Source organism: Antarctobacter jejuensis, from assembly GCF_052266595.1.
Classification (GTDB): Bacteria; Pseudomonadota; Alphaproteobacteria; order Rhodobacterales; family Rhodobacteraceae; genus Antarctobacter; species Antarctobacter jejuensis.
In genome coordinates this window covers 183,438-199,681 of the sequence record NZ_JBQQXJ010000007.1, presented here as the reverse complement: position 1 = coordinate 199,681, position 16,244 = coordinate 183,438, and the positions used below count along the sequence as shown (strand labels likewise).

General features: G+C 64.8%; 18 protein-coding genes. 10 read left to right on the top strand and 8 right to left on the bottom strand.

Translation table 11 applies throughout. From position 1 onward, the window contains the following. Nucleotides 1–58 precede the first annotated feature (58 nt). On the top strand, nt 59–406 hold the full coding sequence (locus tag ACTXGA_RS12270; protein WP_443394027.1) for a hypothetical protein: 348 nt from the start codon (nt 59–61) through the stop codon (nt 404–406). A gap of 21 nt (nt 407–427) precedes the next feature. Next, nucleotides 428–1,270, top strand: coding sequence for a DMT family transporter (locus ACTXGA_RS12265; RefSeq protein ID WP_443394025.1), 843 nt, complete (start codon nt 428–430; stop codon nt 1,268–1,270). 93 nt (nt 1,271–1,363) lie between these two features. Here ACTXGA_RS12265 and ACTXGA_RS12260 read toward each other — a convergent pair whose 3' ends face one another. Next, nucleotides 1,364–1,804 (bottom strand): NUDIX domain-containing protein, encoded by a 441-nt coding sequence (locus ACTXGA_RS12260; protein WP_443394023.1) that lies wholly within the window; start codon nt 1,802–1,804, stop codon nt 1,364–1,366. 55 nt (nt 1,805–1,859) lie between these two features. On the opposite strand from ACTXGA_RS12260, the gene ACTXGA_RS12255 reads away from it, so the two are divergent. Continuing rightward, the gene (locus tag ACTXGA_RS12255; protein WP_443394022.1) at nt 1,860–2,618 is read left to right on the top strand and encodes an alpha/beta fold hydrolase; all 759 of its coding nucleotides are present in this window, start codon (nt 1,860–1,862) and stop codon (nt 2,616–2,618) included. After that, nucleotides 2,608–3,753 (top strand): alpha-D-ribose 1-methylphosphonate 5-triphosphate diphosphatase, encoded by a 1,146-nt coding sequence (locus ACTXGA_RS12250; RefSeq protein WP_443394020.1) that lies wholly within the window; start codon nt 2,608–2,610, stop codon nt 3,751–3,753. Before ACTXGA_RS12255 ends, ACTXGA_RS12250 begins: the two co-directional genes overlap by 11 nt. Before the next feature lie 112 nt (nt 3,754–3,865). Here ACTXGA_RS12250 and ACTXGA_RS12245 read toward each other — a convergent pair whose 3' ends face one another. The 3 genes from ACTXGA_RS12245 to ACTXGA_RS12235 all read right to left on the bottom strand — a co-directional run bounded on the left by ACTXGA_RS12245 (nt 3,866) and on the right by ACTXGA_RS12235 (nt 5,784). Next, nucleotides 3,866–4,939 (bottom strand): 5-(carboxyamino)imidazole ribonucleotide synthase, encoded by a 1,074-nt coding sequence (locus ACTXGA_RS12245; protein ID WP_443394018.1) that lies wholly within the window; start codon nt 4,937–4,939, stop codon nt 3,866–3,868. A 56-nt stretch (nt 4,940–4,995) separates the two neighbouring features. Beyond that, nucleotides 4,996–5,484, bottom strand: coding sequence for a 5-(carboxyamino)imidazole ribonucleotide mutase (gene purE, locus ACTXGA_RS12240; RefSeq protein ID WP_443394016.1), 489 nt, complete (start codon nt 5,482–5,484; stop codon nt 4,996–4,998). Between the two features lie 75 nt (nt 5,485–5,559). Further along, nucleotides 5,560–5,784 (bottom strand): YdcH family protein, encoded by a 225-nt coding sequence (locus ACTXGA_RS12235; RefSeq protein ID WP_443394014.1) that lies wholly within the window; start codon nt 5,782–5,784, stop codon nt 5,560–5,562. Between the two features lie 159 nt (nt 5,785–5,943). On the opposite strand from ACTXGA_RS12235, the gene ACTXGA_RS12230 reads away from it, so the two are divergent. Beyond that, on the top strand, nt 5,944–6,354 hold the full coding sequence (locus tag ACTXGA_RS12230) for an Hsp20 family protein (protein ID WP_443394012.1): 411 nt from the start codon (nt 5,944–5,946) through the stop codon (nt 6,352–6,354). 5 nt (nt 6,355–6,359) lie between these two features. Continuing rightward, nucleotides 6,360–6,587: a DUF1150 family protein gene (locus ACTXGA_RS12225; RefSeq protein WP_443394010.1), complete on the top strand. Its 228-nt coding sequence runs from the start codon at nt 6,360–6,362 to the stop codon at nt 6,585–6,587. A gap of 97 nt (nt 6,588–6,684) precedes the next feature. Here ACTXGA_RS12225 and ACTXGA_RS12220 read toward each other — a convergent pair whose 3' ends face one another. Further along, on the bottom strand, nt 6,685–7,266 hold the full coding sequence (locus ACTXGA_RS12220; protein ID WP_443394008.1) for a hypothetical protein: 582 nt from the start codon (nt 7,264–7,266) through the stop codon (nt 6,685–6,687). A gap of 97 nt (nt 7,267–7,363) precedes the next feature. Further along, nucleotides 7,364–8,554, bottom strand: coding sequence for an autotransporter domain-containing protein (locus ACTXGA_RS12215; RefSeq protein ID WP_443394006.1), 1,191 nt, complete (start codon nt 8,552–8,554; stop codon nt 7,364–7,366). Nucleotides 8,555–8,698: 144 nt separating this feature from the next. Between ACTXGA_RS12215 and ACTXGA_RS12210 the strand changes: the two genes are divergently transcribed. From ACTXGA_RS12210 to ACTXGA_RS12200, 3 genes are all read left to right on the top strand, one after another. Then, nucleotides 8,699–9,922, top strand: a complete 1,224-nt coding sequence (locus ACTXGA_RS12210) for a peptidoglycan-binding domain-containing protein (protein ID WP_443394005.1) — start codon at nt 8,699–8,701, stop codon at nt 9,920–9,922. A gap of 91 nt (nt 9,923–10,013) precedes the next feature. Then, nucleotides 10,014–11,240, top strand: coding sequence for a peptidoglycan-binding domain-containing protein (locus ACTXGA_RS12205; RefSeq protein ID WP_443394004.1), 1,227 nt, complete (start codon nt 10,014–10,016; stop codon nt 11,238–11,240). 195 nt (nt 11,241–11,435) lie between these two features. Next, nucleotides 11,436–12,302, top strand: a complete 867-nt coding sequence (locus ACTXGA_RS12200) for a C-type lectin-like domain-containing protein (protein ID WP_443394002.1) — start codon at nt 11,436–11,438, stop codon at nt 12,300–12,302. Nucleotides 12,303–12,377: 75 nt separating this feature from the next. Here ACTXGA_RS12200 and ACTXGA_RS12195 read toward each other — a convergent pair whose 3' ends face one another. Further along, a complete protein-coding gene (locus tag ACTXGA_RS12195; protein WP_443394000.1) occupies nt 12,378–14,435 on the bottom strand; it encodes a bifunctional sulfate adenylyltransferase/adenylylsulfate kinase in 2,058 nt (685 codons plus the stop codon). A gap of 200 nt (nt 14,436–14,635) precedes the next feature. Continuing rightward, entirely contained in the window at nt 14,636–15,625 is a 990-nt protein-coding gene (gene trxB, locus ACTXGA_RS12190; RefSeq protein ID WP_443393998.1) for a thioredoxin-disulfide reductase, read from the bottom strand. A gap of 170 nt (nt 15,626–15,795) precedes the next feature. Here trxB and ACTXGA_RS12185 point away from each other — a divergent pair, with 170 nt between their 5' ends. Further along, nucleotides 15,796–16,182, top strand: coding sequence for a hypothetical protein (locus tag ACTXGA_RS12185; protein WP_443393997.1), 387 nt, complete (start codon nt 15,796–15,798; stop codon nt 16,180–16,182). Nucleotides 16,183–16,244 lie beyond the last annotated feature (62 nt).

The following is a 16,244-nucleotide window of genomic DNA, read 5'->3' as shown; positions in this document are numbered from 1 at the left end:
AGGGCGCCTCGCGCGAAGGTGAGGCGCGGGTGATCCGCCGTTCCGCTAGGTTGCGGTCATGCGTATCCTTTTTGCCCTGCTGATTGCCGGTCCCGTGTTTGCCCAAGGCTACACCCTGCGGGAAGGTGACCAGCCCTTTGGTGCCGAGGCGCTGGAGGGACGGCTGTCCGGGCAGGTGCTGGTCTTTTTCGACGACGGGCAATCCGAGTATTATCCGGACGGTCGCTACACCTACACCTACGCCGGCGATGGCGGGACAGCCTATGGGTACTGGCGGGTGACCGGGGCGGGCGAGGTCTGCGTGGATTATGTGAATGGCTTTTCCCGCTGCGATCTTTACGTCATGAATGGCGGGCGGCTGTTGCTGCTGGATGACAAGGGCGCGCGGTATCCGGTGCGGCCCTGAAACGGGAAAACCGGAGGCCCGATGCGCCTGTTTCTGTTGATTGCCCTGACCATGGTGGCCTTTGCCGCCAATTCCGTGCTGAACCGGGCTGCGTTGACCTCGGGCGGGATCGACCCGGTGAGTTTCGGGACGATCCGGCTGTGGTCCGGTGCCCTGATGCTAGTCCTTCTGGGGGTGGTGTTGCGGCGGACTGTGGTTCTGGGCGGGCCCGGGCGGGTGGCCGGGGTGCTGGGGCTCTTGCTGTATATCTACGGGTTCTCCGTCGCCTATGTGGTTCTGGACGCGGGGCTGGGGGCGCTGATCCTGTTCGGGACGGTGCAGGTGACGATGTTCGGCGGCAGCCTGTTGGGGGGCGAACGTCCGCCGGTGTTACGCTGGGTTGGGGCGGGGTTGGCCTTTGCCGGGTTGGCGTGGCTGTTGTGGCCGGGCGGGGGCGTTGAGCTGAGCCTGATCCATGGCACGGCGATGGTTCTGGCGGGCGTCGGCTGGGGCGTCTATTCGCTGGCCGGGCGCAAGGCGAAGGATCCGCTGCTGGCCACGGGGGCGAATTTCGTGCTGGCCGCGCCCCTTGGAATCCTGTTGGGGCTGATGCTGCCGGTCAGTCCCGAGGCGGTGGCGCCGGAGATGGCGGGCGTGGTGCTGGCGATGGTTTCGGGGGCGGTGACATCGGGCATGGGCTATGCCCTTTGGTATCATGTCCTGCCGCATTTGAAGGGCAGCGTGGCGGCGGTGGCGCAGCTGACCGTGCCGGTCATTGCGATGGCGGGCGGGATGGTTTTCCTGGGCGAGACGCTGACCGGAGATTTTGTGATAGCGGCGGCCGTGGTGCTGGGCGGTGTGGGGCTGTCTGTTCTGCGGCGCTGAGGGGTGTCCACGCGTGGACAGCTTAGGGGGAATGCAGAATCAAGGGGTTACGAGGGCGTTTTTACGCCTTCTTAAGAAACGCGCCGCCCGGCGTTACCGTTTGATCGGCTCGAGCGGGTCATAAAGCAGCCCCGCGCCCCAGGCCGCGCCGGGCAGGCTGGAGGGTTTGAGGTTGAGCCTCTGGACCTCATCCCGGGCGAAAAACCGGCGCTTGTGCACCACGCCTTCGGGATCGCGCCAGTCGTCTGACAGCTCTCCTCCGGTGATGGTCGCGCGAAAGAAGACCTCGACCTGGTGGAAGGTGCCGCGCGGATCGTGGAATTCGTTGATCAGGCAGGGCGCGCCGATGCTGACCGAAAGGCCGCATTCCTCATGCACCTCGCGGGCGAGGTTGTCGGGCAGGCTGCTGCCGCGTTCGACGCCGCCGCCCGGCGCGCACCACAGATCGGAGCGGTGGCCGGGCCATGCATTGACCAGGAGCAGGCGGTCGTGATGCAGGATGACCGCGCGGGCCGCGAGGCGGGGGCTGGGCATTGGGGGGACTCCTTTGCATCTTTTCTAGGGCAGGGCGGAGGGGTAAGCCAGTGGCATGAAATGGCTCCTGTTCTGTTTGCTCTGCCTGACCCCCGCCGTTGCGCGTGCGCAGGCGGATTGCGTGATCCTGCTGCATGGACTGCTGCGGACCGAATATTCCATGACCGTTCTTGGCCTTGTGCTGGAGGCGCAGGGTTACAAGGTGATCGCTCCCGGATATCCGTCAGCCGAGGACCGGGTGGAGCGGCTGGCCGAGGAAACCCTGCCGCAGGCGGTGGCCAGTTGCGGCGACCGCGATGTGCATTTCGTCACCCATTCGATGGGCGGCATCCTGTTGCGGCACTGGTTTGCGGACAACCGGCCCGAGCGGCTGGGCCGCGTGGTGATGATGGGACCGCCGAACGGCGGCAGCGAGTTGGTTGATCTGCTGGACAGCTGGGAAATCGTGGTCTGGATCCACGGCCCGGCCTTTGAACAGTTGGGGACCGGGCCAAACAGCCTGCCGGTGCGGTTGCCGCCGGTGGATTTCCCGCTGGGTGTGATCGCGGGCAACCAGTCCCTGAACGCCGTGGCGAGCGTGCTGATCCCCGGGCCGGACGATGGCAAGGTTTCGGTGGAATCGACGCGGGTGGAGGGCATGGCGGATCACATCACCCTGCCGGTGACGCATACCTACATGATGCAGGCCCCCGAGGCGATGATCCAGGTCGTGAGTTTTCTGCGCGACGGGCGGTTCGATCCCGATGCGGACTGGACCGAATTGCTGGACGAGAAACTGTTGGACTGTGCGCTGGGGCGGTGTGATGACAATTGATCTGGACCTGCAGGGCGCGCGGGTGATGCGGCCCGGCGGGTGGGACAGCGGTGCGCTGTCGCTGGCGGGTGGGGTGATCGTGGACGGCACGGCGGGGCGTGCCGTGGACCTGTCGGGATACGATCTGCTGCCCGGCATCGTCGACGTGCATGGCGACGGGTTCGAACGGCACATGGCTCCGCGCCGGGGCGCGCTGCGCGAGCGTGACGCGGGCATGGTGGCCTGCGCCGCCGAGCTTGCCAGTTGCGGCATAACCACCGCCGTGCTGGCGCAGTTCTGGTCATGGGAAGGCGGGATGCGCGGGCCGGAGTTCGCGCAGGAGGTTTTTGCGTCGGTGGCCGAGGTGCGGGAAACGGTGCCGGTGGACCTGCGGCTGCAGATGCGGCTGGAGACGCATTACCTAGAGGCCCTGCCCGAAGCAGAGGCGGCGCTGGACCGCTGGGGCATCGGTTACGTGGTTTTCAACGATCATCTGCCGCATGTGCGTCTGGACGCGGGGCGGCAGCCCAAGCGTCTGGTCGGGCAGGCGTTGAAATCCGGGCGCAGCCCCGAGGCGCATCTGGCGCTGATGCAGCGGTTGCACGCGGCGGGGGATGAGGTGCCTGCGGCGCTGGACGCGGTCTGTGACAGGCTGGCGGCGCGCGGCGTGCGTATGGGCAGTCACGATGACCGCAGCGCCGAGGTGCGGGCCGAGTGGCGTGCACGCGGCGCGCGGGTGTCGGAATTTCCCGAAACGCTTGACGCGGCAGAGGCGGCGCAGGCGGGCGGCGATGCGGTGGTCATGGGCGCGCCCAACGTGGTGCGCGGGGCGAGCCACGAGGGCAATGTGTCCGCGCTGGAGCTGATCGGCGCGGGGCTGTGTGATGCGCTGGCCTCTGACTATCACTATCCGGCCCCGGCGCGGGCGGCCTGGCGCTGTGTGGAACTGGGCCTGCTGGACGAGGCGGGGGCCTGGGCGCTGGTGTCCGAGGGGCCGGCGCGCGTTCTGGGCCTGACGGATCGCGGGCGGTTGCTGCCCGGATTGCGCGCCGATGTGGTGGTCATGGACCGCGAGACCCGCCGGATCGCGGCGGTGATAGCCGGTGGGCAGGTGGCGTTCATGAGCGGGGCGGTGGCGGCGCGTTTTGTGACCTAGCGGGGCGCTGGCGCGCGCAGGTTGGTTTGCGTTCAGGCCACGCAGGCCTTGAGGAGGGCGCTGCCCTCCTCAAACTCCACCCGAGGTATTTTCAGCCCAAAGAAGCGGCGGGTCAGCCCTGCGCAATGAGGAAGTTGGCGTGGCCCATCTTGCGGCCCGGCTTGGTCTCTGCCTTGCCGTATAGGTGCAGCGCGCATTTCGGGTCTGCGGCGAGGGCGGGGACGCGATCCATGTCATCGCCGATCAGGTTTTCCATGCGGATGTCGCTGTGGCGCTGGCCATCGCCCAGCGGCCAGCCCGCGACGGCGCGGATGTGCTGTTCGAACTGGTCGGTCATGCAGCCATTCTGTGTCCAGTGGCCGGAATTGTGCACGCGCGGGGCGATTTCGTTGATGACGAGACCGCCGGGGGTGACGAAGAATTCCACGCCGAGGACGCCGACATAATCGAGCGCGTTCAGGATTTTGCCCGCCATCAGCACCGCGTCGGTCAGCAGGCGATTGGGGACGGCGGCGGGGATCGTGGTGGTGCGCAGGATGCCGCCCTCATGCACGTTCTGGCCCGGATCGAAGGCGGCGACGCGGCCGTCTGTTCCGCGCGCGGCGATGACCGAGATTTCGCAGCTGAAGTCGATGAAACCTTCGAGCACGGCGGGGGCGCCTTGCAGGCTGTCGAGCGCCTCTGTGGCGTCTTCGGGTTTGGTGAGGCGGGCCTGTCCCTTGCCGTCATAGCCGAAGCGGCGGGTTTTCAGGATCGAGGGGGTGCCGATGGTCTGCAGCGCCGCGTCGAGGTCTGCGGCGCCGGTGATGTCGGCGAAGGGGGCGGTCTGCAGGCCGAGGTCCTGCAGGAAGGTCTTTTCGGTCAGGCGGTCCTGGCTGATCCGCAGCACCTCGCGGCCCGGGTGAATCGGGCGCAGCCGTTCGAGGATGTCGAGCGCGGAGGTCGGGATGTTTTCGAACTCATAGGTGATGGCATCGACGGAATTGGCGAATTGTTCCAGTGCCTTGGCGTCGTCATAGTCGGCCCGCAGGTGGTGGTTGGCCACATGCGAGGCGGGGCAGTCGGCGCCGGGCTCATAGATGCAGGTCTTGAAGCCGAGGCGGCTGGCGGCGACGGAGAGCATGCGGCCGAGCTGGCCACCGCCTAGGATACCGATGGTGCTGCCGGTGGGGAGGGGGGCGGTCATGGGCGTACCTGCGGATTGTGGGCTGTCTTGGGGTGTGGTCCCGGGGGGCCTTGGGGTCAGTCGCGGACCGGTTCCTCGGCGATGGAGGCGGAGAGGTCGGCGCGCCATTGATCGAGGCGGGCGGCGAGGTCCGGGTCCTGCAGGGCGAGGATGCCAGCGGCCATGAGGCCCGCGTTTTTCGCGCCAGCCGCGCCGATGGCCATGGTGGCGACGGGAAAGCCGCGCGGCATCTGGAGGATGGAATAGAGGCTGTCGACGCCGTTCAGGGCGCGGGTCTGGACCGGAACGCCGATCACCGGCACGCGGGTTTTGGACGCCATCATGCCGGGCAGGTGGGCGGCGCCGCCCGCACCCGCGATGATGACCTGAAGGCCGCGCGACACTGCCGTCTTGCCGTAGTCCCAGAGCCGGTCCGGCGTGCGGTGGGCCGAGACGATGCGGGCCTCATAGGGCACCTGCAGTTCGTCGAGGATGTCGGCGGCCTCGACCATGGTGGGCCAGTCCGACTGACTGCCCATGATGATGCCGATGCTGGGGCTGGTCATTTGCGCCTCCGGATACGTGAGCGTCCGTTATACGGGATGCGCCGGGCGGTGCAATGGGCCGGACGGAGGGGGAGGTCAGGCGATGATGTCGGGGGTCAGACGGTCCTCGATCAGGGCGATCTTGTCCTTCAGCAGCAGCTTTTTCTTTTTCAGCCGTTGCAGGGTCAGTTGGTCGGCGGTGCCGCGTTCCTGAAGCGCGCGGATCGCATCGTCCAGATCGCGGTGTTCGCGTTTGAACACCTCCAGTTCGACCCGCAGAACATCCTCGCTCTTCATGGCGATATCCGTGGGCGCGTTCATGAGCCTGTCCCTTGATGACCTAACAGAGCGCCAACATAACAATTTACCAGCCCACGGCAAAGCCCCTTGCGCGCCTGCGGGCAGGTGCCCATATTTCCATGGAGCCGCGTTGCCTTTTGGGACGCGGATGTGACGGTCGCTTGTGCAAAGGACGTGTCGATGACCAAACTTACCCTGGGGTCCTATCCCCATATGCTCGGGTTTGAGCAATTGGAACGGCTGCTGGAACGAACCGCGAAGACCAGTGAAGGGTATCCGCCGTTCAATATAGAACAGACTTCTGACCAATCTTACAGGATCACCCTGGCCGTGGCCGGATTCCGGCAGGAAGACCTGTCGATCACCGTCGAGGACCGGCAGCTGGTGATCCGTGGCCGACAGCGCGATGACGGGGCGGAACGCATATTTCTGCATCGCGGCATTGCCGCGCGCCAGTTTCAGCGCACATTTGTTTTGGCGGATGGCGTCGAAGTGGGGGAGGCTGTGATGGAGAACGGCCTGTTGCACGTGGACCTGTCGCTGAGTCGTCCCGAAACCGTCGTGCAGACCATTCAGATCAGAAAGGGGTAAGACCAATGCATGCCAAGTATGATTTCGACAAGCTGGTCGAAGGCCGTACCGTCTATGTGCGTCCTGTGAAAGCGGCGGACCTGCCGGACGATCTGCGCCGTCAGGTGGCCGGGCGTGACACGCTCTATGCCGTGCACCGTGCCGATGGAGAGCGTCTGGCGCTGGTCAAGGACCGGTCGCTGGCCTTTGTGCTGGCGCGGCAGAACGATTTGTCCCCGGTGACTGTTCACTGACCTGCCGGGTTAGCCTGGGCGCGATGCGCCCAGACCCCGAACAGGACAGGCCAACGAAAAAATTTGGGTTCGGTATCCTGACGGGTGCCGGGCCCTTTCATTTGGGCAGGTCGGGCCACAGCCCGAAACGGCTGTTTATGAGAGCCGCGGCCTGAGCGTTGTCCTGCGCGCGGTTAGTTTCGTGCTGGAGGGCGGCGGGCAGGTCCAGCGGCGTCACTCTTTCCCGCGCTGCCGGGGCAAGGCGGAGCGGTGTGCCGCCAAGGGCCAGCATGGCGGACAGCCAGATGTCATCGACCATGCGGGCCTGATTCGGCGGGTCAAAGACCTGCGGGGCAAACATGCCCCGGGTGACGCGGACACCGGAAAATCCCTGCGCGATATCGGTAAAGGGCCACTCTGCGCCCTGCCGTTTCAGGCGGGTGACGGACCAGCCGGAGGCGGCGGTGGCCTCACCCGGGCGGGCGGCGGCGCAGAGGGAGTCCAGCCAGCCGTCAGCATAAAGGCAATCATCGTCACAATAGGTGACCGGCGCATCCGCGAAGGCGCGCAGCGTTGGCAAAAGCTTGGTCGCCGGACCGTCATCCCTGTCCGCCCACAGGAGGGTGACGCCCGCGGGCAAGGGGGGCGGCGTGACGGGACCGGGAAAGCGACGATAGCTGCGCGGCAGGCAAAGCACCACGCGGGCCGCCCCCTGTCGGGTGAGGCTGTGCAGGACGGGGCCAAGCCCGCCGAATCGCGGCGGGATGGAGGTCAGGCTGAGGATTGTCTGGGCGGGGTCAGAAATTGAGATTGTATTTCATCCGCAGGCGCAGGTCGCGCGTGTCTTCGAGGACGCGCCCGCCGTCGAGATCCAGCGAGAGGTTGCCCCGGCCTGTGTCATAGCTGAAGCCGGTGCCGAGGCGGGGGCTGGTATAGCTGGTTTCGCTGCCAAGACCGTCGTCGAAGCGGGTGAAATCCGCGCCGACGCTGACATAGGGGGCCAGCGCGGTGCCGGTCTGAAAGGTGGCGCGGGTGCCGATGGCCCCGGTGACAGAGCTGATGTCGCGGGCGGCAAGGCCCCCTGCCGCCGGGTGATCCTCTGAAAAGCCGGAGACGCCGATGAAGGAGCGGATGTTGGCACTGCCCCATGTGTAATCGGCATTGGCGTTGAGTCCGGCGGCGCGGCGTTCGGCCTGATAGGAGAGGCTGCCGACGTTGTAATCGGGCCGCGCCCAGAGCGCGTAGCCGGTCAGCGTGTAACGGTCGCCGAAGCGGGTCTTGAAATAGGGGCCAAAGCTGATCGCCTCACTGTCGACGTCGACCCCGTTCACCCTGAGGTCCGCGCGACCGGCAGAGAGGAAGAGGCCAAGGCGGGTGTCTGCGCCGACCTCGAAATCCATGCCGAAGGTCAGTTCGCGCGATGTGCCGTCCACATCGCCATCGTACCAACCGCCCTGCAGCGCCGCCCAGCCGATCATGCCGGACCCGGCGTCGCGGCTGGACAGGAACAGCCCGTCGCGCGTGACCGCCGCCGGGGCGCTGCTGCCGAGGGTGTTGTTGATCGCGCCGCCGATCATGCGGGTCGAGCCACCCGCCGCGACGAAGGCGCCGGTCCCCTGCGCCGCGGCCGTGCCGCCCGTGACGACCCCTCCGCTGCAGGTCAGGCTGAAGGTGTCGCCCGCCGTGGTGAAGGCATCGACGACATAGGGGCCGGTCCGTTGCGCGGTGTGGCTGAACCCGTCGCAGGAGGTGGCGGGGTTGCACAGGCTGTCATCCGTGCCGCCGGTGCCGGTGAATTCGGTCGAGACGGCAAGCGTACCGGCATCCGGGGTCGAGATCGTCAGCGTCTGACCCGCCTGCAGGGACACCGAAACGCCAGTTGGCGCCGTGTGCGTAACACCCGCGACGGTTGCGCAGTCAAGGGCGGCCAAGGCCGGCCCGCTGCCCGGCAATAGCGCCGTGATGGCAAGGAGGCGGTAAAGAAACATGGCACCATTTTAGCACGTAAATGCCTTAACAGGCTATCAACGGCATCGATTCCGGCCAACGGCGGTTTCGGGGTCCGCAGGCTTGACAGGTGACGGGGCAAGAGGCGTCAATACCGGGATATTGCACGCGGATTGGAGGGACGGATGCTGAGAGCAGTGGGTGTTGCAGCCCTGTCGCTTCTGTTCTGGCTGCCCGGTCTGCGGGCTGATGCGGCGGATGACCACGTGGCCTGCGTGCAGGGGCAGTTGGCTGCACTGGGCTTTGATCCCGGGCCGATGGATGGGTTGAGCGGCCCGCGAACCCGTGCCGCCTTGCGCGCCTATCTGGAGGGGGTGACATCGGCAGAGGATCGGGCTGTTTTCGACCGGTTGCCGGATTTCGTCGAACGCTCTGCCGTGGGCTGGTGCCGGGAGATCGGGATGCGCGCGCCGGAGGCGGCGGCGCTGATGCCCTCGCGCACGCCGCCGCAGGTGTTCGTGGGCGCGGATGTGCACCCCGAGCTGGAAGCGCATGTGCGGGTGGCCTTTCAAGAGGCGGAGGATTTCCTGCAGCGGCGCTACGGCGTTCAGGTCGCTAGTCAGGTCCGGATCATCCTCGCCACCAATGTCGAGGACTGGCACGATCTGGTGGGCAAGGCGGGCACGATGAGGTTGCAAAGCTGGGGTGAGATCCGCGCGCGCGGCAAACGGGACTGCGAGACCGAGTTCGGGCTGGGGGCAAGTGCCTCGCGCGACGGATTGTCGTTCTGCGGCAAGGTATTGGCGCTGAAGGAACCGGCGCTGGCAGAGCTGTACCGGCTGGTGCTGTCGGTGACGATGACGCATGAGATGGTGCACAACGCGCAGCGCGAATTCACCTTTGACAAGGTGGCGCGCTGGGTCACCAACCCCGATGCGGTGCGCCCGCGCATGGGGCCGGCGTGGATGGTCGAGGGATCGGCGCAGGTGATCGAACAGGCCTTCATGAAGGACCGGTACGGGCGCGGGCAGCCGACGCTGGACGGGATGCAGGCGCTGGCGGCGGCCTCGGAGCTGGACCTGCGCCAGATCCGGCTGGCGCGCGAGGTCCGGGTGGCCGAGGCCTATGACGTCTCTGCCTTTGGCGTGGCGCTGCTGATCGACCGCTTTGGCGAGGAAACGCTGTTCCGCTACTGGCGCGAGGTGGGGGAGACGGACAATTGGTTCACGGCTTTCCGAAACGTCTATGGCATGTCGGTCGAGGAGTTCGAGACGCTCTACCCGATGCTGCGCGACGATCAGACCGCGCGGGCGGAATTCATCGAGGACCGGGACGTGAATGGCGACCGGGCGCTGGCGCACCGGCCCCTGACAGAGGCGGAATTGATGGGCGGTCAGCCGGGACGGTGAGCCGGATTTTCCAGGTAAGGCTGCCCTTACTTGCCCGATTCGCCAAATTTCGGTCTCATATGCGTGAAATCCTGAGCCGGAGTTCAGCGCCATGCAATTGAAAACCGTGATCCTTTCTCTTGGCCTCGGCCTTGCGGCGGCTGCCGGACAAGCGGCGGCTTCGGATATGCATGTGACCTGTGTGCAGCGTCAGCTGGCCGCGCTGGGCTATAATCCCGGTCCGGCGGACGGGCTGGACGGGCAGGATACAAGGCAGGCGCTGTCGGACTTTGTAAGCGGGGTCATAGAGGACAGCGCGCGGAAGGTTTTCGACGGGCTGCCCGATTTTTCGCGCCGCGCCGCCGTTGGCTGGTGCCGCGAGATCGCCGCCTACAAGCCGGACGTGAAGACGTTGACGCCCGCGTCAGAGCCGCCGCTGATCCTGACCTCTGACAGCGTGCCGCCAGAGATTCGCAGCTATGTCGCGCGCTCCTACGAAGAGGCGCGCCGGACCTTTGCCGAGGAATGGGGGATCGAGACCGCCAGCAAGCCGGTTCTGATTGTCGCCTTCAATCGCGACGATCTGGAAGAGCTGCTGAAGCGCCCGGTGCCGGGTATTCCGGACCTGTCACCCAGCGCGGCCCGCGATACCGCCGATGACATGTGCATCGGGGTCGAGCGGGTGGAAGGCAGCGCCTATCGGCACCGCGTTTCGTTCTGCATGCCTCAGGAACATCAGCAGGCCATCACCTCTTACGAGATGTGGAAGAGCCGCTATCAATACGTGATGCTGCATGAGTTCATGCACCATGTTCAGCGTGAGATGAGCTACGACAAGGTGGAATACGACGAATCCGGCCGCCGCCGCATGGGGCCTGCATGGATGGTCGAAGGCACCGCCTACCTGGCCGAAATCAAGGCGCGCGGGACGTATAATCAGAAGGTCTCCATCCCCATGCTGTCCGCCCTGCGGGCGGGGGATGAGGATGATCCGCTGGAACTGGAATGGATCCGCAAGAAGCAGTCGGTGCGCAGCCACCGCGAATATTCTGCCTCCAACGTGGCCACCTCGACGCTGGCGATGCGCTATGGGGAGGACAGGATTGTCGATTTCTGGCGCGCCGTCGGAGAGTTGGACGATTGGGACCGGGCGTTCGAACAGACCTTTGACATGGAGTTGGAACAGTTCGAAGACCTGTTCGAAGAGCTGCGCACGGACAATGCCGAACTGGTCAAGTTCGCCACCGGCAAGGCCCCCTATGAGATCGGCAAGCCGCTGTTTGCGGTGGTCGACACCAATCGAAAGGGCCATGCGGCGCGGGGGCTGTTGCGCAGATGAGGGCGCGGCAGGCTTTGCGTTTCCGGTAGTCGGGAAGTTTTGTCTATCTGAACGAAGAGTGCCTGTTTGTTCGGACAGCGCAGGCCGGGTCAGGCAGGAACAAGATTTTCTTTCGGAATCGTTGCGTCTGATCGGCGGATGTGGGTTGCTGCTGCGTATCATCCTTGGAACGCATCAATTCCAAGGACCTTTACCATGACCTTCAAACGTCTCCTCATCGCGCTGGCCGTCACGACGGCTTCGGTTTCATCAATGATCGCGTTGAGGGTCGTCGCTCAGGAGTACACTCCGGCGGACACGTTTTATGACCTCAGCGAAATGCCCGCGACCGGCATGTATCCGCAGGGAGGGCCGAAACCCGGAGAGGGCAAACCTTCTGGTCCGCCGCCGCAACAGGAGGCTGTTCCGTCGCAGGATGTGGTCGTCGGCCCGGCGACGTTCACCGTCAACTACCCGATCTTCGCGGATTTCGCCTCATTGCCCGATGACGTGGTCTATGTCCGCCAGCCGATCCAGAGCTTTGAGCGTCCGGACGGCGACACCAACTATTACGAGGTCGTGTATGTCGAGAGCATGAACATCAGCTGGGTTCAGGCGGCGATCCTTGCGGAAAGCGAGGGCGGCTACCTTGCCTCCCTGACGACGCCCGAGGAAAATGCCTTTGTCTTCGGGCTGGTCGATGACGACAGGTATTTCTGGGAGTTCCCGGACGACTACACACCCGACAGCCACTACCGTATCAAGATCGGCCCGTTTCTGGGCGGTGTGCGCGTTTCGGATACAACGGAATCCCTTGAGGGCTGGCAGTGGCTTTCTGGCGAGCCGTGGGGCTACACCAACTGGGCACAGAACCTTGACGACGGGATCACCGACCGTGACCCGCGCAACAACACGCAGCCGAACGGCGGTGGCAGGCAGAACGTCATGGGTTTTGGCGAGTTGAACGTGCCCGTCGCCACTTGGGGCGACTATTGGGAAACGGTGTCCCAATACGGCGCGCGCCCCATGCCGTCGGGCTACAACATGGGCTTTGTCATCGAATACGACGAGATGCCCGGGTAACTGGCCAGTAGGCGTTACAACCATGAAAAAAGGCCGGGCGACTTGCCCGGCCTTTCGTTTGTCTTGCTGGTCCGCTTATTGCGCGGCGATCAGGCCCATGGATTCCAGCTTGAGCAGGACCTGGTGGGCGCAGTTGTCGACATCGACGTTTTCGGTTTCGACCACCAGTTCGGCATTTGTCGGGGTCTCATACGGGTCGGAGATGCCGGTGAATTCCTTGATCTTGCCTTCGCGCGCCAGCTTGTACAGGCCCTTGCGGTCACGGCGTTCGCATTCCTCCAGCGAGGTGGCGACATGGACTTCGCAGAAGGCGCCGTATTCCTCGATCATCTCACGCACGGAGCGGCGCGTCGCGGTGTAGGGCGCGATGGGCGCGCAGATCGCGATGCCGCCGTTCTTGGTGATCTCGGAGGCGACGTAACCGATCCGCTGGATGTTGATGTCGCGGTGCTCCTTGGAGAAGCCCAGTTCCGACGACAGGTGTTTCCGCACCACGTCACCGTCCAGCAGCGTCACCGGGCGACCGCCCATTTCCATCAGCTTGACCATGAGCGCGTTGGCGATGGTCGACTTGCCCGAACCGGAAAGGCCGGTGAAGAAGACGGTAAAGCCCTGCTGCGAGCGCGGCGGCTTGGTCTTGCGCAGTTCGGCAACGACCTCGGGGAAGGAGAACCACTCGGGGATTTCCAGACCTTCGGCCAGACGGCGGCGCAGTTCGGTGCCCGAGATGTTCAGGATCGTGACGTTGTCCTTGTCGGCGATCTCGTCATTGGGCTCGTACTGGGCGCGTTCCTGAACGTAGACCATGTGTTTGAAATCGACCATTTCGGCGCCGATTTCGGACTGGTGTTCACGGTACAGGTCCTGCGCGTCGTAGGGGCCGTAGAAATCCTCACCGGCAGAGTTCTTGCCGGGGCCGGCGTGGTCGCGGCCAACGATGAAGTGGGTGCAGCCGTGGTTGGCGCGGATCAGGCCATGCCAGACGGCCTCACGCGGGCCGGCCATACGCATGGCAAGGTTCAGGAGCGACATGGTGGTGGTGGACTGCGGGTACTTGTCCAGAACCGCCTCGTAGCAGCGCACGCGGGTAAAGTGATCGACGTCGCCCGGCTTGGTCATGCCGACGATGGGATGGATCAGCAGGTTGGCCTGCGCCTCTTTCGCGGCGCGGAAGGTCAGTTCCTGGTGCGCGCGGTGCAGCGGGTTGCGGGTCTGGAAGGCCACGACCTTGCGCCAGCCCAGCTTGCGGAAGTAGGCGCGCAGTTCGTTCGGAGTGTCGCGGCGACCGCGGAAATCATAGTGCACGGGCTGCTGGATGCCGGTGACGGGACCGCCCAGATAGACCTTGCCCGCCTGATTGTGCAGGTAGTTGACCGCCGGGTGTGCAAGGTCATCGGCGCCAAAGACCTTGGCCGCCTCGTTGGCCTTGTTCGGCACGTATTTGTCGGTGACGGTCATGGTCCCGAGGATCACGCCCTCCTGGTCGCGCAGCGCGATGTCCTGACCCAGTTCGATGGTCTCGGCGAATTTTTCCGACACGTCGAGGGTGATCGGCATCGGCCACAGCGTACCATCGGCAAGGCGCATGTTTTCGACGACGCTGTTGTAGTCCTCTTCCGACAGGAAGCCCTTGAGCGGGTTGAAGCCGCCGTTCATCAGCAGTTCCAGATCGCAGATCTGGCGCGGGGTCAGATCGTGCGAGGTGAGGTCACCCGCCTCTACCTTGAGCTTTTGCGCGCTGTCGTAGGACACGTACAGCTCGGGGATGGGGGCCAGATTGTTCTGCATGAGGCTGCTCCTGTATTTAAGCGGGATGAGATCGCTGGCGGATCCGGTCAGTTCGGCGTGCAGCGATTGGTATTCGGCGAATTTGCGGGCGAGAAAGGCATCGATGAGGTGGTCCTTGCGGGCCTTGCCTTCGGGGGTGAGCGCATAGGCAAACCGCTGGCGGCGGTCGGGACCTGTGCGGTTCGTGATCTGCACAAGCCCGGCCTCTGCCGTGGCGCGCAGGATGGTGTTGAGCCGCCCAAGCGAGATCCCCAATGCCTCTGCCGTTGCGCGCTGGGACGCGTCCGGGGCGCGTTCAAGCTGTCGCAGCAGCAGGAAAAGCTGATTTTCGTCAGGCAGGGACATGCGGGACTGGCGACTTTCATCAATCGCGACTCAAAGTGTGTTCACGGGTGAACGCATGTCATTCTTTTCCGGTTCGGAAAACCCCGGATTTGGCCCTTGTGCGGGATGTTGCCGAAAAACCTCGGCTCTGGCGGGCGTTCGGGAACAGAAAAGGCCCGATGCGCGGGGCATCGGGCCTGTGATCCGCGAGTCCGCGCCGGTCAGGCGCTTGCGGGTTCGTTCGCCACGTCGGGTGCCGGTTCGCCAGCGGCGTCCCGTTCGGCCAGCCAGCGCTCTGCCTCCAGCGCGGCCATGCAGCCCATGCCCGCCGAGGTGACAGCCTGCCGGTACTTGTGATCGGTCAGGTCGCCCGCCGCAAAGACGCCGGGGATCGAGGTTTCGGTGCTGTCGGGCTTGGTCACCACATAGCCGCCCATGTGGGTTTCCAGCACGTCCTTGACCAGTTCGTTGGCAGGGGCGTGGCCGATGGCGACAAAGACGCCGGCGCAGGGGATCTCCGTGATCTCGCCGGTCTTGACGTTCTTCACCTTCACGCCGGTCACGCCCTTGGGCATGTCGTCGCCGACGACCTCTTCAAGCTGGTGGAACCACAGCGGCTCGATCTTGGGGTGTTTCAGCAGGCGGTCCTGCAGGATCTTTTCGGCGCGCAGCTCATCCCGCCGGTGGATCAGCGTCACCTTGGAGGCGAAGTTGGTCAGGAACAGGGCCTCTTCGACTGCCGTATTGCCGCCGCCGATCACCACGATTTCCTTGCCGCGGTAGAAAAAGCCGTCACAGGTGGCGCAGGCCGAAACGCCGAAGCCCTTGAACGCCTCCTCGGACGGCAAGCCCAGCCACTTGGCCCGCGCGCCGGTGGCGAGGATGATTGCATCCGCCGTGTAGGTGGTGCCGCTGTCGCCATGCGCCACAAAGGGGCGCTTGTCGAACTCCACCGACGAGATGATGTCGCCGATGATCTCGGTCCCCATGGCGCGGGCGTGGGCCTCCATCCGGACCATCAGGTCGGGGCCTTGCACTTCGGTGTCTCCGGGCCAGTTTTCGACGTCGGTGGTGGTGGTCAGCTGGCCGCCCGGTTCCAATCCCTGCACAAGGATCGGGTTCAGCATGGCGCGGCTGGCATAGACACCGGCGGTGTACCCGGCGGGACCGGACCCGATTATGAGAACCTTGGTATGGCGTGGCTCGGACATGTCTGGATTTCCTCAAAAGCAGCGGTTCCGCATGCATATAGCGATGCACGTGCGTGCAAGAAACCCCGTCAGTCATCATGGCGGCTGTGCCGCACTTTGCCGTGATATACTGTCTGCATGGCCGGGGAACTCTGATAGAGTCGTGCCGTGAAACCTGAAAAGGATTTGTCATGATGGTTAAAACACAGAGATTTACAGGGCTTGCAGCACTGTTGGGTTTGGCCGGTTTGGCCACGGGCGTCATGGCGCAGGATCAGACCGATCCGGTGGTTGAAACCGCGGAACCCGCCTGCGAGCTGAAGGGCGAAAACGGCATGGTCAGCATGTTGCTGTGTCCGGCGGGATTGGATTCAGCGGCCTATGCCGATGAAGGTCGGATCGCCTGCGAAGCACGCGCGCCGTGTGGGGCCTGGATCTGGATCAACGCCGACGCCGTTCCCGAAGAGGCACCCGATGCGCATGACAAGCTGCCGAAGGAAAGTGTGCGACAGGCCGTTGCGATCTGGATCAACGACAAGCAGGAGTTGATGGTTCTGAAGAAGGAAGCGGCGAACTGAGCCGGGACGCCAGAACCGATACTGAATCGAAATGGCCCGCCAAAGATTGCTCGGCGGGCCAT

Excerpts from the sequence above, each read along its gene's own strand:
- ACTXGA_RS12270 (WP_443394027.1), top strand. The coding sequence starts at position 59 with ATGCGTATCCTTTTTGCCCTGCTGATTGCCGGTCCCGTGTTTGCCCAA.
- ACTXGA_RS12265 (WP_443394025.1), top strand. The coding sequence starts at position 428 with ATGCGCCTGTTTCTGTTGATTGCCCTGACCATGGTGGCCTTTGCCGCC.
- ACTXGA_RS12260 (WP_443394023.1), bottom strand. The coding sequence starts at position 1,804 with ATGCCCAGCCCCCGCCTCGCGGCCCGCGCGGTCATCCTGCATCACGAC.
- ACTXGA_RS12255 (WP_443394022.1), top strand. The coding sequence starts at position 1,860 with ATGAAATGGCTCCTGTTCTGTTTGCTCTGCCTGACCCCCGCCGTTGCG.
- ACTXGA_RS12250 (WP_443394020.1), top strand. The coding sequence starts at position 2,608 with ATGACAATTGATCTGGACCTGCAGGGCGCGCGGGTGATGCGGCCCGGC.
- ACTXGA_RS12245 (WP_443394018.1), bottom strand. The coding sequence starts at position 4,939 with ATGACCGCCCCCCTCCCCACCGGCAGCACCATCGGTATCCTAGGCGGT.
- purE (WP_443394016.1), bottom strand. The coding sequence starts at position 5,484 with ATGACCAGCCCCAGCATCGGCATCATCATGGGCAGTCAGTCGGACTGG.
- ACTXGA_RS12235 (WP_443394014.1), bottom strand. The coding sequence starts at position 5,784 with ATGAACGCGCCCACGGATATCGCCATGAAGAGCGAGGATGTTCTGCGG.
- ACTXGA_RS12230 (WP_443394012.1), top strand. The coding sequence starts at position 5,944 with ATGACCAAACTTACCCTGGGGTCCTATCCCCATATGCTCGGGTTTGAG.
- ACTXGA_RS12225 (WP_443394010.1), top strand. The coding sequence starts at position 6,360 with ATGCATGCCAAGTATGATTTCGACAAGCTGGTCGAAGGCCGTACCGTC.
- ACTXGA_RS12215 (WP_443394006.1), bottom strand. The coding sequence starts at position 8,554 with ATGTTTCTTTACCGCCTCCTTGCCATCACGGCGCTATTGCCGGGCAGC.
- ACTXGA_RS12210 (WP_443394005.1), top strand. The coding sequence starts at position 8,699 with ATGCTGAGAGCAGTGGGTGTTGCAGCCCTGTCGCTTCTGTTCTGGCTG.
- ACTXGA_RS12205 (WP_443394004.1), top strand. The coding sequence starts at position 10,014 with ATGCAATTGAAAACCGTGATCCTTTCTCTTGGCCTCGGCCTTGCGGCG.
- ACTXGA_RS12200 (WP_443394002.1), top strand. The coding sequence starts at position 11,436 with ATGACCTTCAAACGTCTCCTCATCGCGCTGGCCGTCACGACGGCTTCG.
- ACTXGA_RS12195 (WP_443394000.1), bottom strand. The coding sequence starts at position 14,435 with ATGTCCCTGCCTGACGAAAATCAGCTTTTCCTGCTGCTGCGACAGCTT.
- trxB (WP_443393998.1), bottom strand. The coding sequence starts at position 15,625 with ATGTCCGAGCCACGCCATACCAAGGTTCTCATAATCGGGTCCGGTCCC.
- ACTXGA_RS12185 (WP_443393997.1), top strand. The coding sequence starts at position 15,796 with ATGATGGTTAAAACACAGAGATTTACAGGGCTTGCAGCACTGTTGGGT.